A 15,699-nucleotide genomic window follows, 5' to 3' on the forward strand; every position below is an offset into this window, starting at 1 on the left:
GACGCAGAGGACTGCAAATCCTTGCACCCGGGTTCGATTCCCGGTCGCGCCTCCAACGTGGAGCCCGGCTCCACCTTATGATGACGGGTCGGCGGCCAGTCGATGGGCGAGCGGCACGTCGACCGGCGGCATCGGCAAGGTCAGCAATCGCGTCGGGCGATCCCACCGCAATGCCTGTGCGGCGAGCGGCGCTGGCGTGCCTGACCATATCGTGCAGCGGTACAGCAACATAACCAGCGCCTCGCCGTTGCCGATCGGATCGGTCGCGAAGGCGATTGGCGTCAGCGATTCGGCTGCGACGACGATCCCAAGCTCCTCGGCAAGTTCGCGCACGAGCGCCACTTCCGGCGTTTCACCCGTCTCGATCTTGCCGCCCGGAAATTCCCACAGGCCGCCATGCTGCCGGTCGGCGGGCCGCTGCTGCATCAGGCAACGCCCGCGCTCATCGAACAATGCCGCCGCCACCACGAGCATCCCGTCGACCCTTCCTTAACAACTTTCCCGTACGTCCAGCGACATGACGCGACAGAGCTCCGCCCTGCACCGCCTTCGACGCCTGCCGCGCGACGCGCGAGGCGCGACCGCTATAGAATACGGCCTGATCCTCGCCCTCATCGCGGTCACACTTGTGCCGGCAATGATCCGCTGGGGCGGCGCAAACACCACGATGTGGGAATATGTGAAGCGCTTTTTATCAATAACAAATTAAGCATCATATTCCTAACTTGAGTATCGGCCTTAAACCTTTCTCAACATCGATATCCTAAATCACGAATCGCTGGATGAGACGTTCGGATCATCGGCCGGGTAACTGAAGCTTTAGTATCCACTGGAGATCGACATGCAGAAGATTCGCTCTTTCCTGAAGAACAGCAAGGGCGCCACCGCGATCGAGTACGGCCTGATCGCAGCGCTGATCGCCGTCGCCGCTATCGCCGCCATGAAGGGCCTGGGCAACCAGCTGACCAACACCTTCGGCAGCGTCACCAACAAGATGGCGAGCTAATCCCTCCCGATCTGACATAAGAAGGGCGGCGAACCACCAGGTTCGCCGCCCTTTTTCATATCCGCTCCGCAATCGACGCAAGGATCGGCGTGCGCGGCGGGGACGGTCAGCCCAGCCGGCCCATCGCCAGAAACTTCTCGCGACGATCGCGCCGCAGGGCATCACGCGTCAGTGGGATAAGATCGGTCAGCGCGCGGTCAATCGCATCGCCGAGCGTCGCCATCGCCACCGACGGCGCGCGATGCGCGCCGCCAAGCGGCTCGGGTACGACCGCATCGATCACGCCCAGCGCCTTCAGGTCCTGCGCGGTGACCTTCATCGCCTCCGCGGCGTCGGGCGCCTTGTCGGCGGTCCGCCACAGGATCGAGGCGCAGCCCTCGGGCGAGATCACCGAATAGACCGCATGTTCGAACATCAGCACGCGATTGCCGCTCGCCAGCGCGATCGCCCCGCCCGAGCCCCCCTCGCCCACCACCGCGGACACCATCGGGACGCCCAGCGCGAGGCAGGCCTCCGTCGAGCGCGCGATCGCTTCCGCCTGGCCGCGTTCTTCCGCCTGGATGCCGGGGAACGCGCCCGACGTATCGACCAGCGTGACAACCGGCAGGGCGAAGCGATCGGCCAGTTCCATCAGCCGGATCGCCTTGCGATAGCCTTCCGGCTTGCCCATGCCGAAATTGTGCCGCAGCCGGCTCGCGGTGTCGTCGCCCTTTTCATGGCCCAGCACCATCACCCGCCGGCCACGAAAGCGCGCGAACCCGCCAAGGATCGCCTGATCGTCGCCGAACGCGCGATCGCCAGCCAGCGGGACGAACTCGTCGAACAGCCCGGCGACATAATGTTTGAAGTGCGGCCGCTCGGGATGGCGCGCCACCTGCGTCTTCTGCCACGGCGACAAACGCGCGAACGTATCTTTCAGCAATTTGTCCGATTTCGCCTGCAGGCGAGCGATTTCGGCGGAGATGTCGACGCCGCCATCGGTCCCCGTCTGGCGGAGTTCGTCGATGCGCGTCTGCAGCTCGGCGATCGGCTTCTCGAAGTCGAGGAAACTTGGCATCGCGCGCCGTTACGTGCGCAGGCGCGATGCGTCAACGAGCGCCTCGCTCAACGGATGGCGTTCGTTGACCAGCGCCACCAGCCGGGCACTGTCGACATGCGTGTAAATCTCGGTCGTTGCGATATCCGCGTGCCCCAGCATGGCCTGCAACGCGCGCAGGTCCGCCCCGCCCTCCAGCAGATGGGTGGCGAAGGCATGGCGCAGGACGTGCGGGCTGACCCGCTCCGGCGGAATGCCGGCCTCGGCCGCGAGCGCCCGCACCAGCTGGAACAGGCGCACGCGCGACAGATGCGTCATGCCCGACGGGAACAGGAAAGCGCGATCGGCGGCGACATGCGCCCGCCATGCCGCCACCGCCGCCCGCGCGCGATCGGAAATCGGCACCAGCCGCTCCCGCCCGCCCTTGCCGCGCAGGATCAGGAACGGGCGGTCGGGGTGGATCGCATGGCGCGGCAGCGACACCAGCTCGCTCGCGCGAAGACCGGAGCCGTAGAGCAGTTCGATCAACGCGGCGAGGCGCAGGTCGGCGGGGATCGCCGGATCGCGCTGCAATCGCGTGTTCAGTGCCGCGAACAGCGCCGCGACGTCGCCATGCCCCAATGTGCGCGGCAGGGCCCGGCGCGTCGCGGGTCTGGGCAGCGCGGCGGAGGGGTCGTCGTCGCGCAACCCCTCTTCCGCGAGGAAACCGTAGAAGCGCCGCAACGCCGCCGATTTACGTGCGACCGTCGCGGTGGCCAGATCGCGCCACGAATCGGCCAGCCGCCCGATCCGCTCCGCATCTGCCGCAGCGAGTTCGCCCGCCAGCTCGACCGATGCGAGCGTCAGGTCGCGGCGATAGGCCGCCAGCGTGTTCGCCGCCGCTCCCGCCTGCGCCGCCATCATTTCCAGAAAGCGGTCGATGGAGTCGCGGTCGACGCTCACTGGATCCGCGCGATCGCCTCGGCCGCGATCATCCGTGCCTCGCCATCCAGCCCCACCACGCGGAGGCTGTCGATCACACGGTATAGCGCGGCGGGCGGGATACTCCCCCAGTCACCGCTCTGCATCCCGATCGCGGCGAGCAACACGACCGTCGCCGCCTCGCCGTCGCGTGCCGCGCGATCGATCGCGCGCGTCCAGCTGTTCGCCGCGCCGATCCGCACATCGAGCGCGTTGGCGCGGTCCTCGATATCGGCGGGGGACAGGCGCCCCAGCCCGGCCAGCGCGGCGAAGAACAATTGCCGCTTGCGCTGCGCGGCGGCACCCTGCGGCGCGTAACTGCCGACGACGCTGCCGGGCAGGCGGGCGATCGCGTCGGGATCGGCCAGCAGCAACATCGCCCAGGCATCGCCGCCCTCGCGGACATGCCCCTGCCAGCGCATCGCGGTACGATCGAGACCGGCCGACAGCATCGATGCGACGATGCGATCCGCCTCCGCCTGATCATCGCCGACCGGCAGCTGCGCCGCCGCCCGCGCGGTCAGAATCAATCGTGCATAGCGGGCCGCGGGCGTCTCCGCCGCCGACCACAGCCGCTTCAGCGCTTCCACTCGCGACGCCGCGTCGCTCGCGACATAAGCGTCGCGCAGGTCGTTCGCGGTACGGGCCAGCGCGGCCGGCGTCTCGTCTCCGTCCGCCAGCGCGGCATAGAGATCCACCAGCGCCGCATTGGAGATGACGCCCAGCGCCGCGGCCGTCTCCGCCGGCGCCGCACGGTCAGCAAGCGGGATCGCCGGCGACAAGGCCCGCCACGCGACCACCTGCGGCCCGACGGTGGCGTAGAGATCGTTCGGGATGGCCACCCCGGTCGCGGTGGCAAGCCCGAAGCGCCACGCGGTCAGCTCGGTCACCGGCGCCCATTCGATCGTGATCGCCTGGCGACTGTCGAGCCCCGCCCCCATCACCTTCTGCGCGAGTTGCAGGTCGATCCCGCTGGCGACCCGGCGACGGCGGACATCGTTGATAAGCGACGGCGCGCTGCGATCGCCGGTCAGCCCCGCGCACATCGCGCGCGCGACGATCCAGCCACGCTCGCTGTTGCCCGCGCTGCCGGCGAGCGGGCACAGCCCCGCCGGATCGCTGGTCGCCAGCGCCGTCTGCATCCATATCTGGCGCAGCTTCGGCGTGATATGATCGAGGTCGACCGCCTGTGCGACGGCACGTGCATCCGCCGCTTCGCCCATGCGCAGCAGCAACCACGCGCGTTCCGCCGCGAAATCGGCGCCGTTCACGCCGCGCGGCGTATCGAGGCGCGACACCAGCATACGCCGCAGCGTGATCGACAACCAGCGTGACGGTAGCGGCACCGACAGGCGACGCATCAGAATTTCGAGATATTGTCCGTTGGTGGCGCCGAAGCCGCTGCCTGCGAAGGCGTCGCTCGCCCCGACCCGCGCGAGCGAGCGGCGGGCGAAGGCGGGCATCTCGTAACGCGGGGTCGCGGCGGGCGTCGGCGATGCGCCGGGCGACGGCGTCGGCGATGGAAACGGCGACGGCGCGCTAGGGCTGACCGACGCGACCGGCCCCGGCACGCCCACCGCCGGCGTCGGACGCGCGACGGGTGCGCTGGGCGCCGGGGCCGGCGTCGGCGCGGGCTCCGAAAAGCCCGGGGGCAGCAGGGATTCGGGGCGTTCCTGCGCGATCGCGGTCGCCGCCGCGACGGCGGCAACGGTTCCCGCGATCAGCGCCCGCCTAGCTCGCGAGATTGCCAAGCTCGACCGCCTGCTCGACCCGCGCGGTCGGCTGTTCCGTGGCGCGCCCGGCGAAGAAGAACAATGCGCCCAGCACGATGACGAGCAACACCAGCAGGGAGACGATCAACCGAGACATAATTCCACCCTGTCACGCATACCTGGTCCGGCGCAGCGCACCGCCCGCGCACCCTATCGATCCGCCAGCGACACTGTTGCCGGTATCGATGCGCGCTGTATAGCCCGGTGGACGATGTTGCAAAGCCCACCCGTTACCGATGAGGCGTCTTCCCCCGCCTGGACCGGCCAGCCGATCGTGCTGGTGGGATTGATGGGCGCGGGCAAGTCGACGATCGGGCGGCGGCTCGCCACGCGCCTGAAGCTGCCGTTCGCCGACGCCGATAACGAGATCGAGGCGGCGGCGGGCATGACGATCAGCGATATCTTCGCGCGCTTCGGCGAGGCCTATTTCCGCGCCGGCGAACGCCGCGTCATCCAACGGCTGATCGACGGCCGGCCCAAGGTGATCGCGACGGGAGGCGGCGCTTTCGTCAACGACGCGACTCGCGCGCTGATCCTGTCCGACGCGCTGGCGATCTGGCTCGATGCGCCGGTGGAGGTGCTGGTCGAGCGCGTCCAGCGCCGCGATACGCGCCCGCTGTTGCGGGGCCGCGATCCGGCGGAGGTGCTGCGCGAACTCGCCGCGATACGAAATCCGCTCTATGCGCTGGCGCCGATCCGCGTCCCGAGCGCGCACGCGCCGCACGAAACCACCGTGCGCGCGATCCTGGAGGCTTTACGACAGTGACGACGATCCGTGTGGAGTTGGGCGAACGCAGCTACGACGTGCGGATCGAGGCCGGACTGCTTCGCCAGGCGGGGGACATCCTCGCGGCGCTGGCCGGACGGCGCGCGATGCCGATCGTCGCTGACGAACATGTCGCGCCGCATCTGGCGACGCTGTCCGCCTCGCTGACGGGCGCGGGCATCCCGCACGAGACGATCGTCCTCCCCTCCGGCGAAGCGACCAAAAGCTGGACGGTGCTGGAACGGCTGACCGATCGCCTGCTGGAACTGGGCGTGGAGCGCGGCGATCACGTGATCGCGCTGGGCGGCGGGGTGATCGGTGACCTGGTCGGTTTCGCCACCGCGATCCTGAAGCGCGGCTGCGGCTTCGTACAGATTCCCACCACCCTGTTGTCGCAGGTCGATTCGTCGGTCGGTGGCAAGACCGGGATCAACGCGCGCGCCGGCAAGAATCTGATCGGCGCGTTCCACCAGCCGCGGATCGTGCTGATCGACCCCGATGTCCTCGATACGCTGCCCGCGCGACAGGTGCGGGCGGGTTATGCCGAGGTCGTCAAATATGGCCTGATCGATGACGCCGCATTCTTCGATTGGTGCGAGGCGAATGGCGCTCGCCTGCTGGCGGGTGACCCGGATGCGCGCAGCTATGCGATCGCGCATGCCGTCGCGGCCAAGGCGCGGATCGTCGGCCAGGACGAGTTCGAAACGAGCGGGCAGCGCGCGTTGCTGAACCTGGGGCATACCTTTGGCCATGCGCTGGAAGCGGAGGCAGGCTTTTCCGATCGGCTGCTGCATGGCGAGGCGATTGCCGCCGGCTGCGGGCTGGCATTCGCCTTCTCGGCCGATACCGGGCGCTGCGATGCGGCGGAGGCGGCGCGGGTTACCGCGCATTGGCGCGACGCCGGGCTGCCCGACGGGCTGCGTGCCAGCGGTATCGCCGCCCCCGCCGCACGGCTCGTAGAGCATATGCGCCACGACAAGAAGATGGCCGCCGGGACGCTGCCGTTCCTGCTCGCACACGGGATCGGCCGCACCTACCTCGACCGGACGGTGGCGCTCGACGAGGTCGAAGCGTTTCTGACCGAACAGGCGCGCTGACCCCCATTCGGCGCGGAACGCCCGCATCGGTCAACCCGTTACGGCTGCTCTTCCAAGGAGAGCGACATGCCTTACGTCAAGACGCGCGACGGCACCGACATCTATGTGAAGGACTGGGGAGAGGGCCGCCCCGTCATCCTGTTGCACGGCTGGCCGTTGTCGTCGGACAGCTGGGACCCGCAGATGAAGGCGCTCGCGGAGGCGGGCTTTCGCGCGATCGCTTACGATCGGCGCGGGTTCGGGCGCTCCGGGCAGCCCTGGTCCGGCTATGACTATGATACGCTGACCGACGACCTGCATGACGTGATGGAAGCGGCCGGCGCCGGGCAGGACGCCACGCTCATCGGCTTCTCGATGGGCGGGGGCGAGGTGGCGCGCTACCAGAGCCGCTATGACGGCAAGGGCGTGATCGCGGCGGGACTGATCAGCTCGGTCGTGCCCTATATGCTGAAGACCGACGACAATCCCGACGGCGTTCCCGAAGAAACGCTGCAGGAGATGGCTGACGGCATGCTGAAGGACCGTCCGAACTTCTTCCGCACCTTCTTTAAGGATTTCTTCGGGGTCGGCTATGTCACCAGCCCGGTCAGCGAAGCGCTGCTCGACTGGGCGTGGCGGCTGGCGATGCAGGCCGGACTGCAACCGACGCTGGCCTGTGCCGAAAGCTTCGGCCACACCGATTTCCGCCCCGATCTGGCGGCCTTCCGCGTGCCGACGCTGGTGCTGCACGGAACGAGTGACAAGACCGTCCCGATCGATGCCAGTGGCCGGCGCGCCGCGGAAGGGATCGCGAATGCGCAGCTGGTTGAATATGACGGCGCGCCACACGGCCTGTTCGCGACCGAAAGCGACCGGCTGACCAACGATCTGCTGACGTTCCTGGGGCGCTGATTTCCCCGCGAAACTGCCTATCGCCGCCGCTCGAACATGGTTTCGACGCGGCGGCGGTGACATTTGGGAAACAACCCGGCGGGTCGTGCCCCCGAGTTTATTTCAGCGGGACGATCACCTCGTCGGGATGCGCGACGTTCAGTTCCTTGCGCACCAGTTCGTCCACCATGTCAGGATTGGCATGACGCGGATCCAGCAAGGTGACGCGGTTCTTCAACATCGCCCGACGCTGATCGAGAATCGCATAGCGATGCTCGCGCTGAACGATCTGTCGCTTGTAATCGCCGAGCGCGAACACGCCGTTCGGCCCGAGCACAGCATAGGCCCCGAAAAAGCCGAGCACCGCCACGAACAGCGCCGGCGCGATCGCGCGACGCAGCGTGGCTTTCAACGGATGGGTCTTGCGCGGCATGACGGCGCGATTCTCGCGCGCCGCCCGCGTGTTGGCAAGAGGGATCACCGCGTCCGCAACACGTCACGACCCGCGTAGCGCGCGACGTCGCCCAATTCCTCCTCGATACGGCTCAGCTGATTGTATTTCGCGAGCCGGTCCGATCGCGCAAGGCTGCCGGTCTTGATCTGTCCGCAGTTGGTGGCGACCGCCAGATCCGCGATCGTCGCATCCTCGGTCTCGCCCGAACGGTGCGACATCACCGCGGTGTAGCCGGCGCGCTCGGCGATACGAATCGCCTCCAGCGTCTCCGTCAACGTGCCGATCTGATTGACCTTCACCAGCAACGAGTTGGCCAGTCCCTTGCTGATCCCCATCGCCAGCCGCTTCGGGTTGGTGACGAACAGATCGTCGCCGACCAGCTGCACCTTACCGCCGACCGCGTCGGTCAGCGCCTTCCAGCCGTCGAAATCGTCCTCGGCCATCCCGTCCTCGATCGACAGGATCGGATAACGCGCGACGAGATCGGCGAGATAATCGGCCATCGCCCCCGGCTCGAGCGTCAGATTCTCACCGGAGATGACGTATTTGCCGTCCTTGAAGAATTCCGTCGCGGCGCAGTCCAGCGCCAGCATCACATCCTCGCCCGGCGTGTAGCCGGCCGCCTCGATGCTCTTCATGATGAAATCGAGCGCGTCGGTGGTGCTCGCAAGGTTCGGCGCGAAACCGCCCTCGTCACCCACGGCGGTGGCCAGCCCCTTGTCGTGCAGAGCTTTTTTCAGCGTGTGGAAGATCTCGGAGCCACACCGCACCGCCTCCGCCAGCGACGTCGCACCCACCGGCATGATCATGAATTCCTGGAAATCGATCGGGTTGTCGGCATGCTCGCCGCCGTTGATGATATTCATCATCGGCACCGGCAGCACGTGCGCCGCCGCGCCACCGACATAGCGGTACAGGGGCAGCCCGCGCGCGTCCGCCGCCGCCTTGGCGACCGCAAGGCTCACCCCGAGGATCGCATTGGCGCCGAGCCGCGCCTTGTTGTCGGTGCCGTCGAGTTCGATCATCGCGTGATCGATCTCCATCTGGTCCTCGGCATCCAGCCCGGTGATCGCCTCGGCGATCTCGCCGTTGACCGCCTCGACCGCCTGGTCGACCCCCTTGCCGCCCCAGCGCGAGGCATCGCCGTCACGCTTCTCGACCGCCTCGTGCGCGCCCGTCGATGCGCCCGAGGGCACCGCGGCGCGACCGAAGCTGCCGTCCTCCAGCAACACGTCGACCTCCACGGTGGGGTTGCCCCGGCTATCGATGATCTGGCGGCCGTGCAGGTCGATGATTGCGGTCACGAAATGATCCCCCTATCGTGGTTGCCGTGGCGGCAGGATGGCGTGCCTCTAACCGCGTTGATGCGCCGCCGCAACGCGACGCCCGTCGCTTGGGTGAAGCAGCCGGGCGTAGCGTCCCGTTTTCGGGCGGACGGGAACCGCGCCGAAGCCAGCGGGGTTCTTCAGCATCGACCAGGGAAGGAACGATCATGGCCGAGCAACAGGATCACGACACATATCCGGCGATCACGCCCGCTGTCGGCGTCGAGGACGCTGCGGCGCCCGCGACGGCCGAGGCATCGGCACGGTCGGACGGCACCGTCAGCGGCGCCCGGCAGGCGCTGCTCGATAACGTGCAAAAGGGCCGCGAGCAGGCGACCGAGAAGGCGCGGCTGTTCGCCGAGGATGGCAAGACCCGCGCCACCAGCGCGCTCGGACAGCTTTCGGAGATGCTGAACGACGCCGCCGGACAGGTGGATGAGAAGCTGGGCGAGCAATATGGCGCCTATGCCCGGCAGGCCGCCGAAAAGGTGCAGGGCCTGTCGAGCGCGATCGATTCGAAGACCGTTGACGATCTGGTGGATGACGTGCGCGAGCTGGTGAAGAAGAGCCCGGCGATCGCGGTCGGCGTGGCGGCCGGAATCGGCTTCGTGCTCGCCCGGCTGGTAACCGCCGGCATCGATCAGCGTGACGCCTGATCGATGCCCGTGACGGACAAAGTCCTGCCGGACCCGGTGCGGGATACGGTTGTCGGCGCCGACCAGGGTATTCCGCACCTCGTCGCGCGGCTGACGCATGACGCGCGTGACGTCGCCCGTGCGGAGATCGCGCTCGCGAAGGCGAAGGTGCGCGATTCGGTGACTCGTTATCGCGCCGCCGCAGTGCGCTTCGCGATCGCCGGGGTGCTGGCGCTTGCGGCGTTGTTCGCCTTGCTCGTGGGCCTCATCATGACGCTGGCGACGCTGGTAGGGCCCGGACTTGCCACGCTGATCGTCGTCGGCGCGACGCTCGCTGGCGCGGCGGCATTGGGCCTGTCCGGCAGGGCGCGGTTGGCCCGATGAGCGGGGTCGAAGCAGCGGAAGCCCGCGCGATCGAGGCGCGCGCGCGGCTGACCAACACCGTTGAGACGTTGCAGGCCGAACTTGCACCGGAAAAGCTGGCGCGCGCGGCGGTTGCCGAGGTGACCGATGGCGGCGCGCGCGCCGCGCATGCCTCGGTCGCCGTCGCGAGGCAGCATCCGGCGGTGCTGGCCGGCGCGGGCGCCGTGTTGCTCGCGCTGCTCAACCGCAAGCGGATCCGACGCCTTTTCACGCGGCGAAACAGATGAGTCCGCTCCTGCCCGCCCCCTTCATTCTCCTCGTCCGACAGGTCGAAAGGATTGCAGCATGACCAATCACACCTCCCCCTCCACCGAGCCACACGGCCGGATCCGCGACGGGATCGACAGCGCGAAGGATGCCGCATCGTCGGCGTATGAAACCACCCGGACCAAGGCGAGCGAGGCGGCGCATGTCGCCGCCGATACGATCGATACCAACCCGCTGGGGGTGATCGTCGGCGGGCTGGCGCTGGGCGCACTGGTCGCCTCGGTGATCCCGCGCGGCCAGCGCGAGAAGGAGTGGCTCGCCCCCGTTGGCAAGAAGGTAAGCGCCGCCACCACCGCCGCGATCGCCGCCGCGAAAGAGGCCGGTCGTGCCGAGCTGGACAGCCTCGGTCTCAACAAGGGCGCCGCCAAGGACCAGGCCAAGTCGCTGTTCCAGGGCGTTCTGAAAGCGGCGGCCACCGCCGGTAGCGCGGCGGCCAAGGCGGGCAAGGACGGCGTGAAAAGCGCCTGACGCTCATTGGCGCGCGGCGCGCCGTCTGCCCCTTCAATTACGCAAAATTTCGCGATAGAAGCGGGGGAACGGCGGCGCATCGCGCGCCAGATCGGGTGCCACAGGGAGACGCGCAGCGTGCCGCCACCCGAGCCGTCGCGCGTTCGTTTCGTCATGTGGATTTGCCGGGCTGGTCGCGTGTGACGGCGTCTTCCGATCACCCACGTCCCCCTTCTGTCTGGAATCAGCCATGAGCAAGCTCCACCTCGTCTTCGGCGGCCGCGTCAGTGACCCGCGCACGCTGGAATTCGACGATCTCACCTCGATCGACGTCGTCGGCGTCTTCCCCGATTACGCCAGCGCCGAAAAGGCATGGCGCGCCGCCGCGCAGCGCACGGTCGACGATGCCGAGATGAAATATGTCGTCGTCCACCTCCACCGCCTGCTGGAACCGGACCTGCTCGCCAAACCGGCGGCGTAAGTTCCTCCGACGTGCCGGACGTGATCCGGGCCTCGCTTCTTCGCCCATCCGGGATCGTAGCGGGGCCCCGGATCAGGCCCGTGCCGACGAAGGATCAGAACAACTCGTCAAGCATCCGGTGAAAGCGCAGGCGTTCTTCGTTGACCTCGTCAATACCGACCGCAGCCAGAAACATCCGCTGCGCCTCTTCGCCGAAATCGCCGAGGTTTTCCCAGAGAATCGCGATATCCTGATAGGGATCGGCGACGCCCAGTCTTCCTACATCGACGCAGCCCGTCACCCTGCCGGACGCATCAAGCAGGATATTGCCAAGCGAGAAGTCGCCATGCGTCACGACGCGGCCCGTGGCGGCGCCGTACAGCGCTTCGGCTTCCGCGAGCACGGCGGCGGCGCTCATCCCAAAATGGTCGTCGGCGAAATCACCCTCATCCACCGCACCGGCTGCGACCAGCTTGCGCGCCGCCGCGAGCCGGACGGCTGCCGACGCATCGAACGGACATTCATCCGCGGGCAGCGCGTGGAGCCCGATGAGCATCGACGCGAAACCCCGAACGACCTGCTCCAGCAGCCCGGGGTTTTGCTCGAGCCACGCATCACCGGTTTTGCCGGGCACGGTCGACGTCAACAGCCACGCCGCGTCAGGATCGATGACGCTCGACACAAGTCGAGCCGCCGCTACGCGTCCTTGCAACCATCTGAGACGAATCGCCTCGTCGGCCACGGCATCCGCGACCGCACCTTCGCCATATTTGAGATACAGCCGCGTCCCGTCTGCAGCGATGACACGATGGATGATACCCCCCGATTCGCCTTCGGGTTCGCGCTTCCATGTCGCGCCGGTCAGCCGCTCCCGCCATGGCGGAGGGAGCGGGATCGGCATCAGATGAATTCGATCTTTGAGACCAGATAATAGCGATCGCCGGCGGGCACCGCGACCTCGATCTCATCGTCGACGCTACGCCCGATCAACGCGCGGCCAAGCGGCGAATTGTAGCTGATCCGCCCGGTCTTCGCGTCCGCCTCGGTCTGGCCGACGATCTGGTAACGGACCGGCTTGTCGTCCTCGTCCATCAGCGTCACGGTCGCGCCGAACACGATCTTGTCGCCCGACAGATCCTTCGGATCGATGATCTGCGCGCGGCTCAGCTTGTCCTCGATATCCGCGATCGACGCCTCGATCTGGCCCTGACGCTCCTTCGCGGCATGATATTCGGCGTTTTCCGAAAGATCGCCATGCGCGCGCGCTTCCTCGATCGCGTCGACGATCTGCGGCCGCTCGATCTTGAGGCGCTTCAGGTCCGCGGTCAGCTTCTCATAGCCTTCCTGCAGCATCGGCATCTTCTCGACGGTGGCCATCGCAAATCCTTTGAAAACACGTCCCCGAGCGGCCCCCTCCCCGAGGACCACCCGCACCATCCGACTATGTGGGGATCAGTTGTGCGGCTGCGAATAATAAGACTGCAACGGCCGTACTTCAAGCTTGCGGGTCGAAGCGGTGCGAATCGCCTCCGCCGCCTGCACCGCCGCCGAGGCGGTCGTGAAGTACGGAATCTTGCCGTTGACCGCCGACGCGCGGATCGGTTGCGAATCCTTCAGGCTCTGCCAGCCCTCGGTCGTGTTGAAGATCAACGCGATACCGCCGTCCTTGATTCGATCGACGATATGCGGGCGCCCCTGCGCCACCTTGTTGATCCGTTTCACCGGCACATCCGCCCGCGCCAGAAAGTCCGCGGTGCCGCCAGTGGCGACGATCGAGAAACCGTTCGCGACCAGCGCACGGACCGCGGGGACGATCGCTTCCTTGTCACCGTCCTTGACGCTGACGAACACCGCACCGGATGTCGGCAGGACGGTGCCGGCGCCAAGCTGGGACTTGGCGAACGCGGTCGTGAAATCGGTCGATATACCCATCACTTCACCAGTGGACTTCATCTCCGGTGACAGGACCGGGTCGATCCCGGGGAAGCGGCTGAACGGGAACACGGCTTCCTTCACCGCGAAATAAGCGATGTCACGATCGATCTTCGGCAGGTCGCGCAGCTTCTCGCCGGCCATTACCCGGCTGGCGATCTTCGCGATCGGCGCGCCGATCGCCTTGGCCACGAACGGCACCGTGCGGGACGCGCGCGGATTGACCTCGATGAGATAGACGAGCCCGTCCTTCACCGCGAACTGGATGTTCATCAGGCCACGAACGTTCAGCCCCCGCGCCAGCGCTTCGGCCTGACGCTCGATCTCGGCGATGATTTCGGCAGGCAGCGAATAGGGCGGGATCGAGCAGGCGCTGTCGCCCGAATGGACCCCCGCTTCCTCGATATGCTGCAACACGCCGGCGACCACCACATCATCGCCGTCGCAGATCGCATCCACATCCACTTCGATCGCGTCGCGCAGATACTGGTCGATCAGCACCGGCGCATCGCCCGACACCTGCACCGCGGTCTGGATATAATCCTCCAGCTGCTGGTCGCTGTCGACGATCTCCATCGCGCGCCCGCCGAGCACGTAGCTGGGGCGCATCAGCACCGGGTAACCGATGCGGTTGGCGACGTTCAGCGCCTCTTCGCGGCTGCGCGCGATGCCATTGGCGGGTTGCAGCAGCTTCAACCGGTTGACGAGCGCGGCGAACCGCTCGCGATCCTCCGCCAGGTCGATCGCGTCGGGGCTGGTGCCAAGGATCGGGATACCCGCCTTTTCCAGCGCGCGCGCCAGGTTGAGCGGCGTCTGCCCGCCGAACTGGACGATCACGCCCACCAGCTCGCCGCGCGATTTCTCGACGTGCAGGATCTCCAGCACGTCCTCCGCGGTCAGCGGCTCGAAATAGAGGCGGTCGGACGTGTCATAATCGGTGCTGACCGTTTCCGGGTTGCAATTGATCATGATCGTTTCGAAGCCCGCGTCCGCCAGCGCGAAACAGGCATGGCAGCAGCAGTAATCGAACTCGATCCCCTGCCCGATCCGGTTCGGCCCACCCCCCAGGATGACGATCTTGCGCCGGTCGGACGGCTGCGCCTCGTTCTCCGGCTCGCCGAAGCTCGGCGCCTCGTAGGTGGAATACATATAGGGCGTCCGCGCATCGAACTCCGCGGCGCAGGTGTCGATCCGCTTGAAGACGGGGCGAACGCCCAGCTTCACGCGATGCTCGCGCACTTCTTCCTCGGTCACGCCGCCGGTCATCGCCTTGACCGCCTCGTGGATCAGCCCCGATCCACGCGCGATCCCCCGCTCCATCCCGCGCAGATTGGCGGATTGCAGCGCCAGCCATGCGAGACGCTTGTCGGAGAAACCCATCGCCTTCAGTCGCCGCATGCCGGCGGCATCGATCGGCAGGCCGTTCGTCATCACCTCATTTTCGGCGGCGACGATCTCCGCGATCCGTTCAAGGAACCACGGATCGTATTTCGCGATCGCGTGCACCTCGGCGACGGTGAAGCCCTCGCGCAGCGCCTGCGCGGCGACCAGCAGACGATCCGGGGTCGGCGCGGCCAGCGCAGCCTCGATCTCCGCACGCGGCGCCCCGGCGAGATGCTCGACCTGGTTGAAGCCGGACAGCCCGGTTTCCAGCCCGCGCAGCGCTTTCTGCATCGATTCGTGGATGTTGCGCCCGATCGCCATCACCTCGCCGACGGACTTCATCGCGGTTCCCAGCACCGGCTCGGCACCCTTGAACTTCTCGAAGGCGAAGCGCGGGATCTTGGTGACGACATAGTCGATCGTGGGCTCGAACGACGCCGGGGTGGCGCCGGTGATATCGTTCTCGATCTCGTCGAGCGTGTAGCCGACCGCCAGCTTCGCCGCGACCTTGGCGATCGGGAAGCCGGTCGCCTTCGACGCCAATGCCGACGACCGTGACACGCGCGGGTTCATCTCGATGACGATCAGCCGGCCATCCTTCGGATTGACCGCGAACTGAACGTTCGAACCGCCTGTTTCGACGCCTATTTCCCGGAGTACCGCGATCGATGCGTTGCGCATGATCTGATATTCCTTGTCGGTCAGCGTCAGCGCGGGCGCGACCGTGATCGAATCGCCGGTGTGGACGCCCATCGGATCAATATTCTCGATCGAGCAGATGATGATGCAATTGTCCGCGCGGTCGCGGACCACCTCCATCTCATATTCCTTCCAGCCGAGCAGCGATTCCTCGATCAGCACCTCGG

At 67.0% G+C, this 15,699-nt stretch carries 20 protein-coding genes; 10 read left to right on the forward strand and 10 right to left on the reverse strand.

All coding sequences use genetic code 11. From position 1 onward, the window contains the following. Positions 1 to 75: 75 nt before the first annotated feature. Positions 76 to 474 (reverse strand): (deoxy)nucleoside triphosphate pyrophosphohydrolase, encoded by a 399-nt coding sequence (locus tag ACFDSW_RS08810; RefSeq protein ID WP_375249916.1) that lies wholly within the window; start codon positions 472 to 474, stop codon positions 76 to 78. Positions 475 to 517: 43 nt separating this feature from the next. Between ACFDSW_RS08810 and ACFDSW_RS08815 the strand changes: the two genes are divergently transcribed. Both ACFDSW_RS08815 and ACFDSW_RS08820 read left to right on the forward strand, forming a co-directional pair. Continuing rightward, positions 518 to 709 carry a Flp family type IVb pilin gene (locus tag ACFDSW_RS08815; RefSeq protein ID WP_375249917.1) on the forward strand — a complete coding sequence of 64 codons (192 nt, stop codon included), beginning with the start codon at positions 518 to 520 and terminating at the stop codon, positions 707 to 709. 132 nt (positions 710 to 841) lie between these two features. Beyond that, positions 842 to 1,006 (forward strand): Flp family type IVb pilin, encoded by a 165-nt coding sequence (locus ACFDSW_RS08820; RefSeq protein ID WP_375249918.1) that lies wholly within the window; start codon positions 842 to 844, stop codon positions 1,004 to 1,006. Between the two features lie 106 nt (positions 1,007 to 1,112). On the opposite strand, the gene ACFDSW_RS08825 is transcribed toward ACFDSW_RS08820, so the two are convergent. Genes ACFDSW_RS08825 through ACFDSW_RS08840 form a run of 4 tightly spaced genes read right to left on the reverse strand, consistent with a single transcriptional unit; the run spans position 1,113 to position 4,871 of the window. Then, a complete protein-coding gene (locus ACFDSW_RS08825) occupies positions 1,113 to 2,063 on the reverse strand; it encodes an acetyl-CoA carboxylase carboxyltransferase subunit alpha (protein ID WP_375249919.1) in 951 nt (316 codons plus the stop codon). Positions 2,064 to 2,072: 9 nt separating this feature from the next. Next, on the reverse strand, positions 2,073 to 2,984 hold the full coding sequence (locus tag ACFDSW_RS08830) for a tyrosine recombinase (RefSeq protein ID WP_375249920.1): 912 nt from the start codon (positions 2,982 to 2,984) through the stop codon (positions 2,073 to 2,075). Next, on the reverse strand, positions 2,981 to 4,753 hold the full coding sequence (locus ACFDSW_RS08835) for a hypothetical protein (RefSeq protein ID WP_375249921.1): 1,773 nt from the start codon (positions 4,751 to 4,753) through the stop codon (positions 2,981 to 2,983). The genes ACFDSW_RS08830 and ACFDSW_RS08835 overlap by 4 nt, the downstream gene beginning before the upstream one ends. Then, entirely contained in the window at positions 4,734 to 4,871 is a 138-nt protein-coding gene (locus tag ACFDSW_RS08840) for a hypothetical protein (RefSeq protein ID WP_375249922.1), read from the reverse strand. The genes ACFDSW_RS08835 and ACFDSW_RS08840 overlap by 20 nt, the downstream gene beginning before the upstream one ends. Positions 4,872 to 4,985: 114 nt before the next feature. Between ACFDSW_RS08840 and ACFDSW_RS08845 the strand changes: the two genes are divergently transcribed. The 3 genes from ACFDSW_RS08845 (at position 4,986) to ACFDSW_RS08855 (ending at position 7,528) form a co-directional block, all read left to right on the forward strand. Continuing rightward, positions 4,986 to 5,540 (forward strand): shikimate kinase, encoded by a 555-nt coding sequence (locus ACFDSW_RS08845; protein WP_375249923.1) that lies wholly within the window; start codon positions 4,986 to 4,988, stop codon positions 5,538 to 5,540. Continuing rightward, positions 5,537 to 6,637, forward strand: a complete 1,101-nt coding sequence (gene aroB / locus ACFDSW_RS08850; protein WP_375249924.1) for a 3-dehydroquinate synthase — start codon at positions 5,537 to 5,539, stop codon at positions 6,635 to 6,637. The genes ACFDSW_RS08845 and aroB overlap by 4 nt, the downstream gene beginning before the upstream one ends. Positions 6,638 to 6,703: 66 nt before the next feature. Further along, positions 6,704 to 7,528: an alpha/beta fold hydrolase gene (locus ACFDSW_RS08855; protein WP_375249925.1), complete on the forward strand. Its 825-nt coding sequence runs from the start codon at positions 6,704 to 6,706 to the stop codon at positions 7,526 to 7,528. A gap of 97 nt (positions 7,529 to 7,625) precedes the next feature. On the opposite strand, the gene ACFDSW_RS08860 is transcribed toward ACFDSW_RS08855, so the two are convergent. Both ACFDSW_RS08860 and eno read right to left on the reverse strand, forming a co-directional pair. Next, positions 7,626 to 7,940 carry a septum formation initiator family protein gene (locus ACFDSW_RS08860; protein ID WP_375249926.1) on the reverse strand — a complete coding sequence of 105 codons (315 nt, stop codon included), beginning with the start codon at positions 7,938 to 7,940 and terminating at the stop codon, positions 7,626 to 7,628. A 44-nt stretch (positions 7,941 to 7,984) separates the two neighbouring features. Then, the gene (gene eno / locus ACFDSW_RS08865) at positions 7,985 to 9,265 is read right to left on the reverse strand and encodes a phosphopyruvate hydratase (RefSeq protein WP_375249927.1); all 1,281 of its coding nucleotides are present in this window, start codon (positions 9,263 to 9,265) and stop codon (positions 7,985 to 7,987) included. 188 nt (positions 9,266 to 9,453) lie between these two features. On the opposite strand from eno, the gene ACFDSW_RS08870 reads away from it, so the two are divergent. The 5 genes from ACFDSW_RS08870 (at position 9,454) to ACFDSW_RS08890 (ending at position 11,539) form a co-directional block, all read left to right on the forward strand. After that, positions 9,454 to 9,942, forward strand: a complete 489-nt coding sequence (locus tag ACFDSW_RS08870; RefSeq protein ID WP_375249928.1) for a hypothetical protein — start codon at positions 9,454 to 9,456, stop codon at positions 9,940 to 9,942. Positions 9,943 to 9,951: 9 nt separating this feature from the next. After that, on the forward strand, positions 9,952 to 10,305 hold the full coding sequence (locus ACFDSW_RS08875) for a phage holin family protein (RefSeq protein WP_375249929.1): 354 nt from the start codon (positions 9,952 to 9,954) through the stop codon (positions 10,303 to 10,305). After that, on the forward strand, positions 10,302 to 10,571 hold the full coding sequence (locus tag ACFDSW_RS08880; protein WP_375249930.1) for a hypothetical protein: 270 nt from the start codon (positions 10,302 to 10,304) through the stop codon (positions 10,569 to 10,571). Before ACFDSW_RS08875 ends, ACFDSW_RS08880 begins: the two co-directional genes overlap by 4 nt. A gap of 58 nt (positions 10,572 to 10,629) precedes the next feature. Then, positions 10,630 to 11,079 carry a hypothetical protein gene (locus ACFDSW_RS08885; RefSeq protein ID WP_375249931.1) on the forward strand — a complete coding sequence of 150 codons (450 nt, stop codon included), beginning with the start codon at positions 10,630 to 10,632 and terminating at the stop codon, positions 11,077 to 11,079. A 229-nt stretch (positions 11,080 to 11,308) separates the two neighbouring features. Beyond that, positions 11,309 to 11,539, forward strand: coding sequence for a DUF4170 domain-containing protein (locus ACFDSW_RS08890; protein ID WP_375249932.1), 231 nt, complete (start codon positions 11,309 to 11,311; stop codon positions 11,537 to 11,539). A 94-nt stretch (positions 11,540 to 11,633) separates the two neighbouring features. Here the strand turns inward: ACFDSW_RS08890 and ACFDSW_RS08895 are convergent, their stop codons facing one another. The 3 genes from ACFDSW_RS08895 to carB all read right to left on the reverse strand — a co-directional run. Next, positions 11,634 to 12,419 (reverse strand): APH(3') family aminoglycoside O-phosphotransferase, encoded by a 786-nt coding sequence (locus ACFDSW_RS08895; RefSeq protein WP_375249933.1) that lies wholly within the window; start codon positions 12,417 to 12,419, stop codon positions 11,634 to 11,636. Beyond that, a complete protein-coding gene (gene greA / locus ACFDSW_RS08900) occupies positions 12,419 to 12,895 on the reverse strand; it encodes a transcription elongation factor GreA (protein ID WP_375249934.1) in 477 nt (158 codons plus the stop codon). The genes ACFDSW_RS08895 and greA overlap by 1 nt, the downstream gene beginning before the upstream one ends. A 75-nt stretch (positions 12,896 to 12,970) precedes the next feature. Next, on the reverse strand, positions 12,971 to 15,699 hold a 2,729-nt coding region (carB, locus tag ACFDSW_RS08905), incomplete at its 5' end, for a carbamoyl-phosphate synthase large subunit (RefSeq protein ID WP_375249935.1).

This window comes from Sphingomonas sp., from assembly GCF_042091075.1.
GTDB lineage: Bacteria > Pseudomonadota > Alphaproteobacteria > Sphingomonadales > Sphingomonadaceae > Sphingomonas.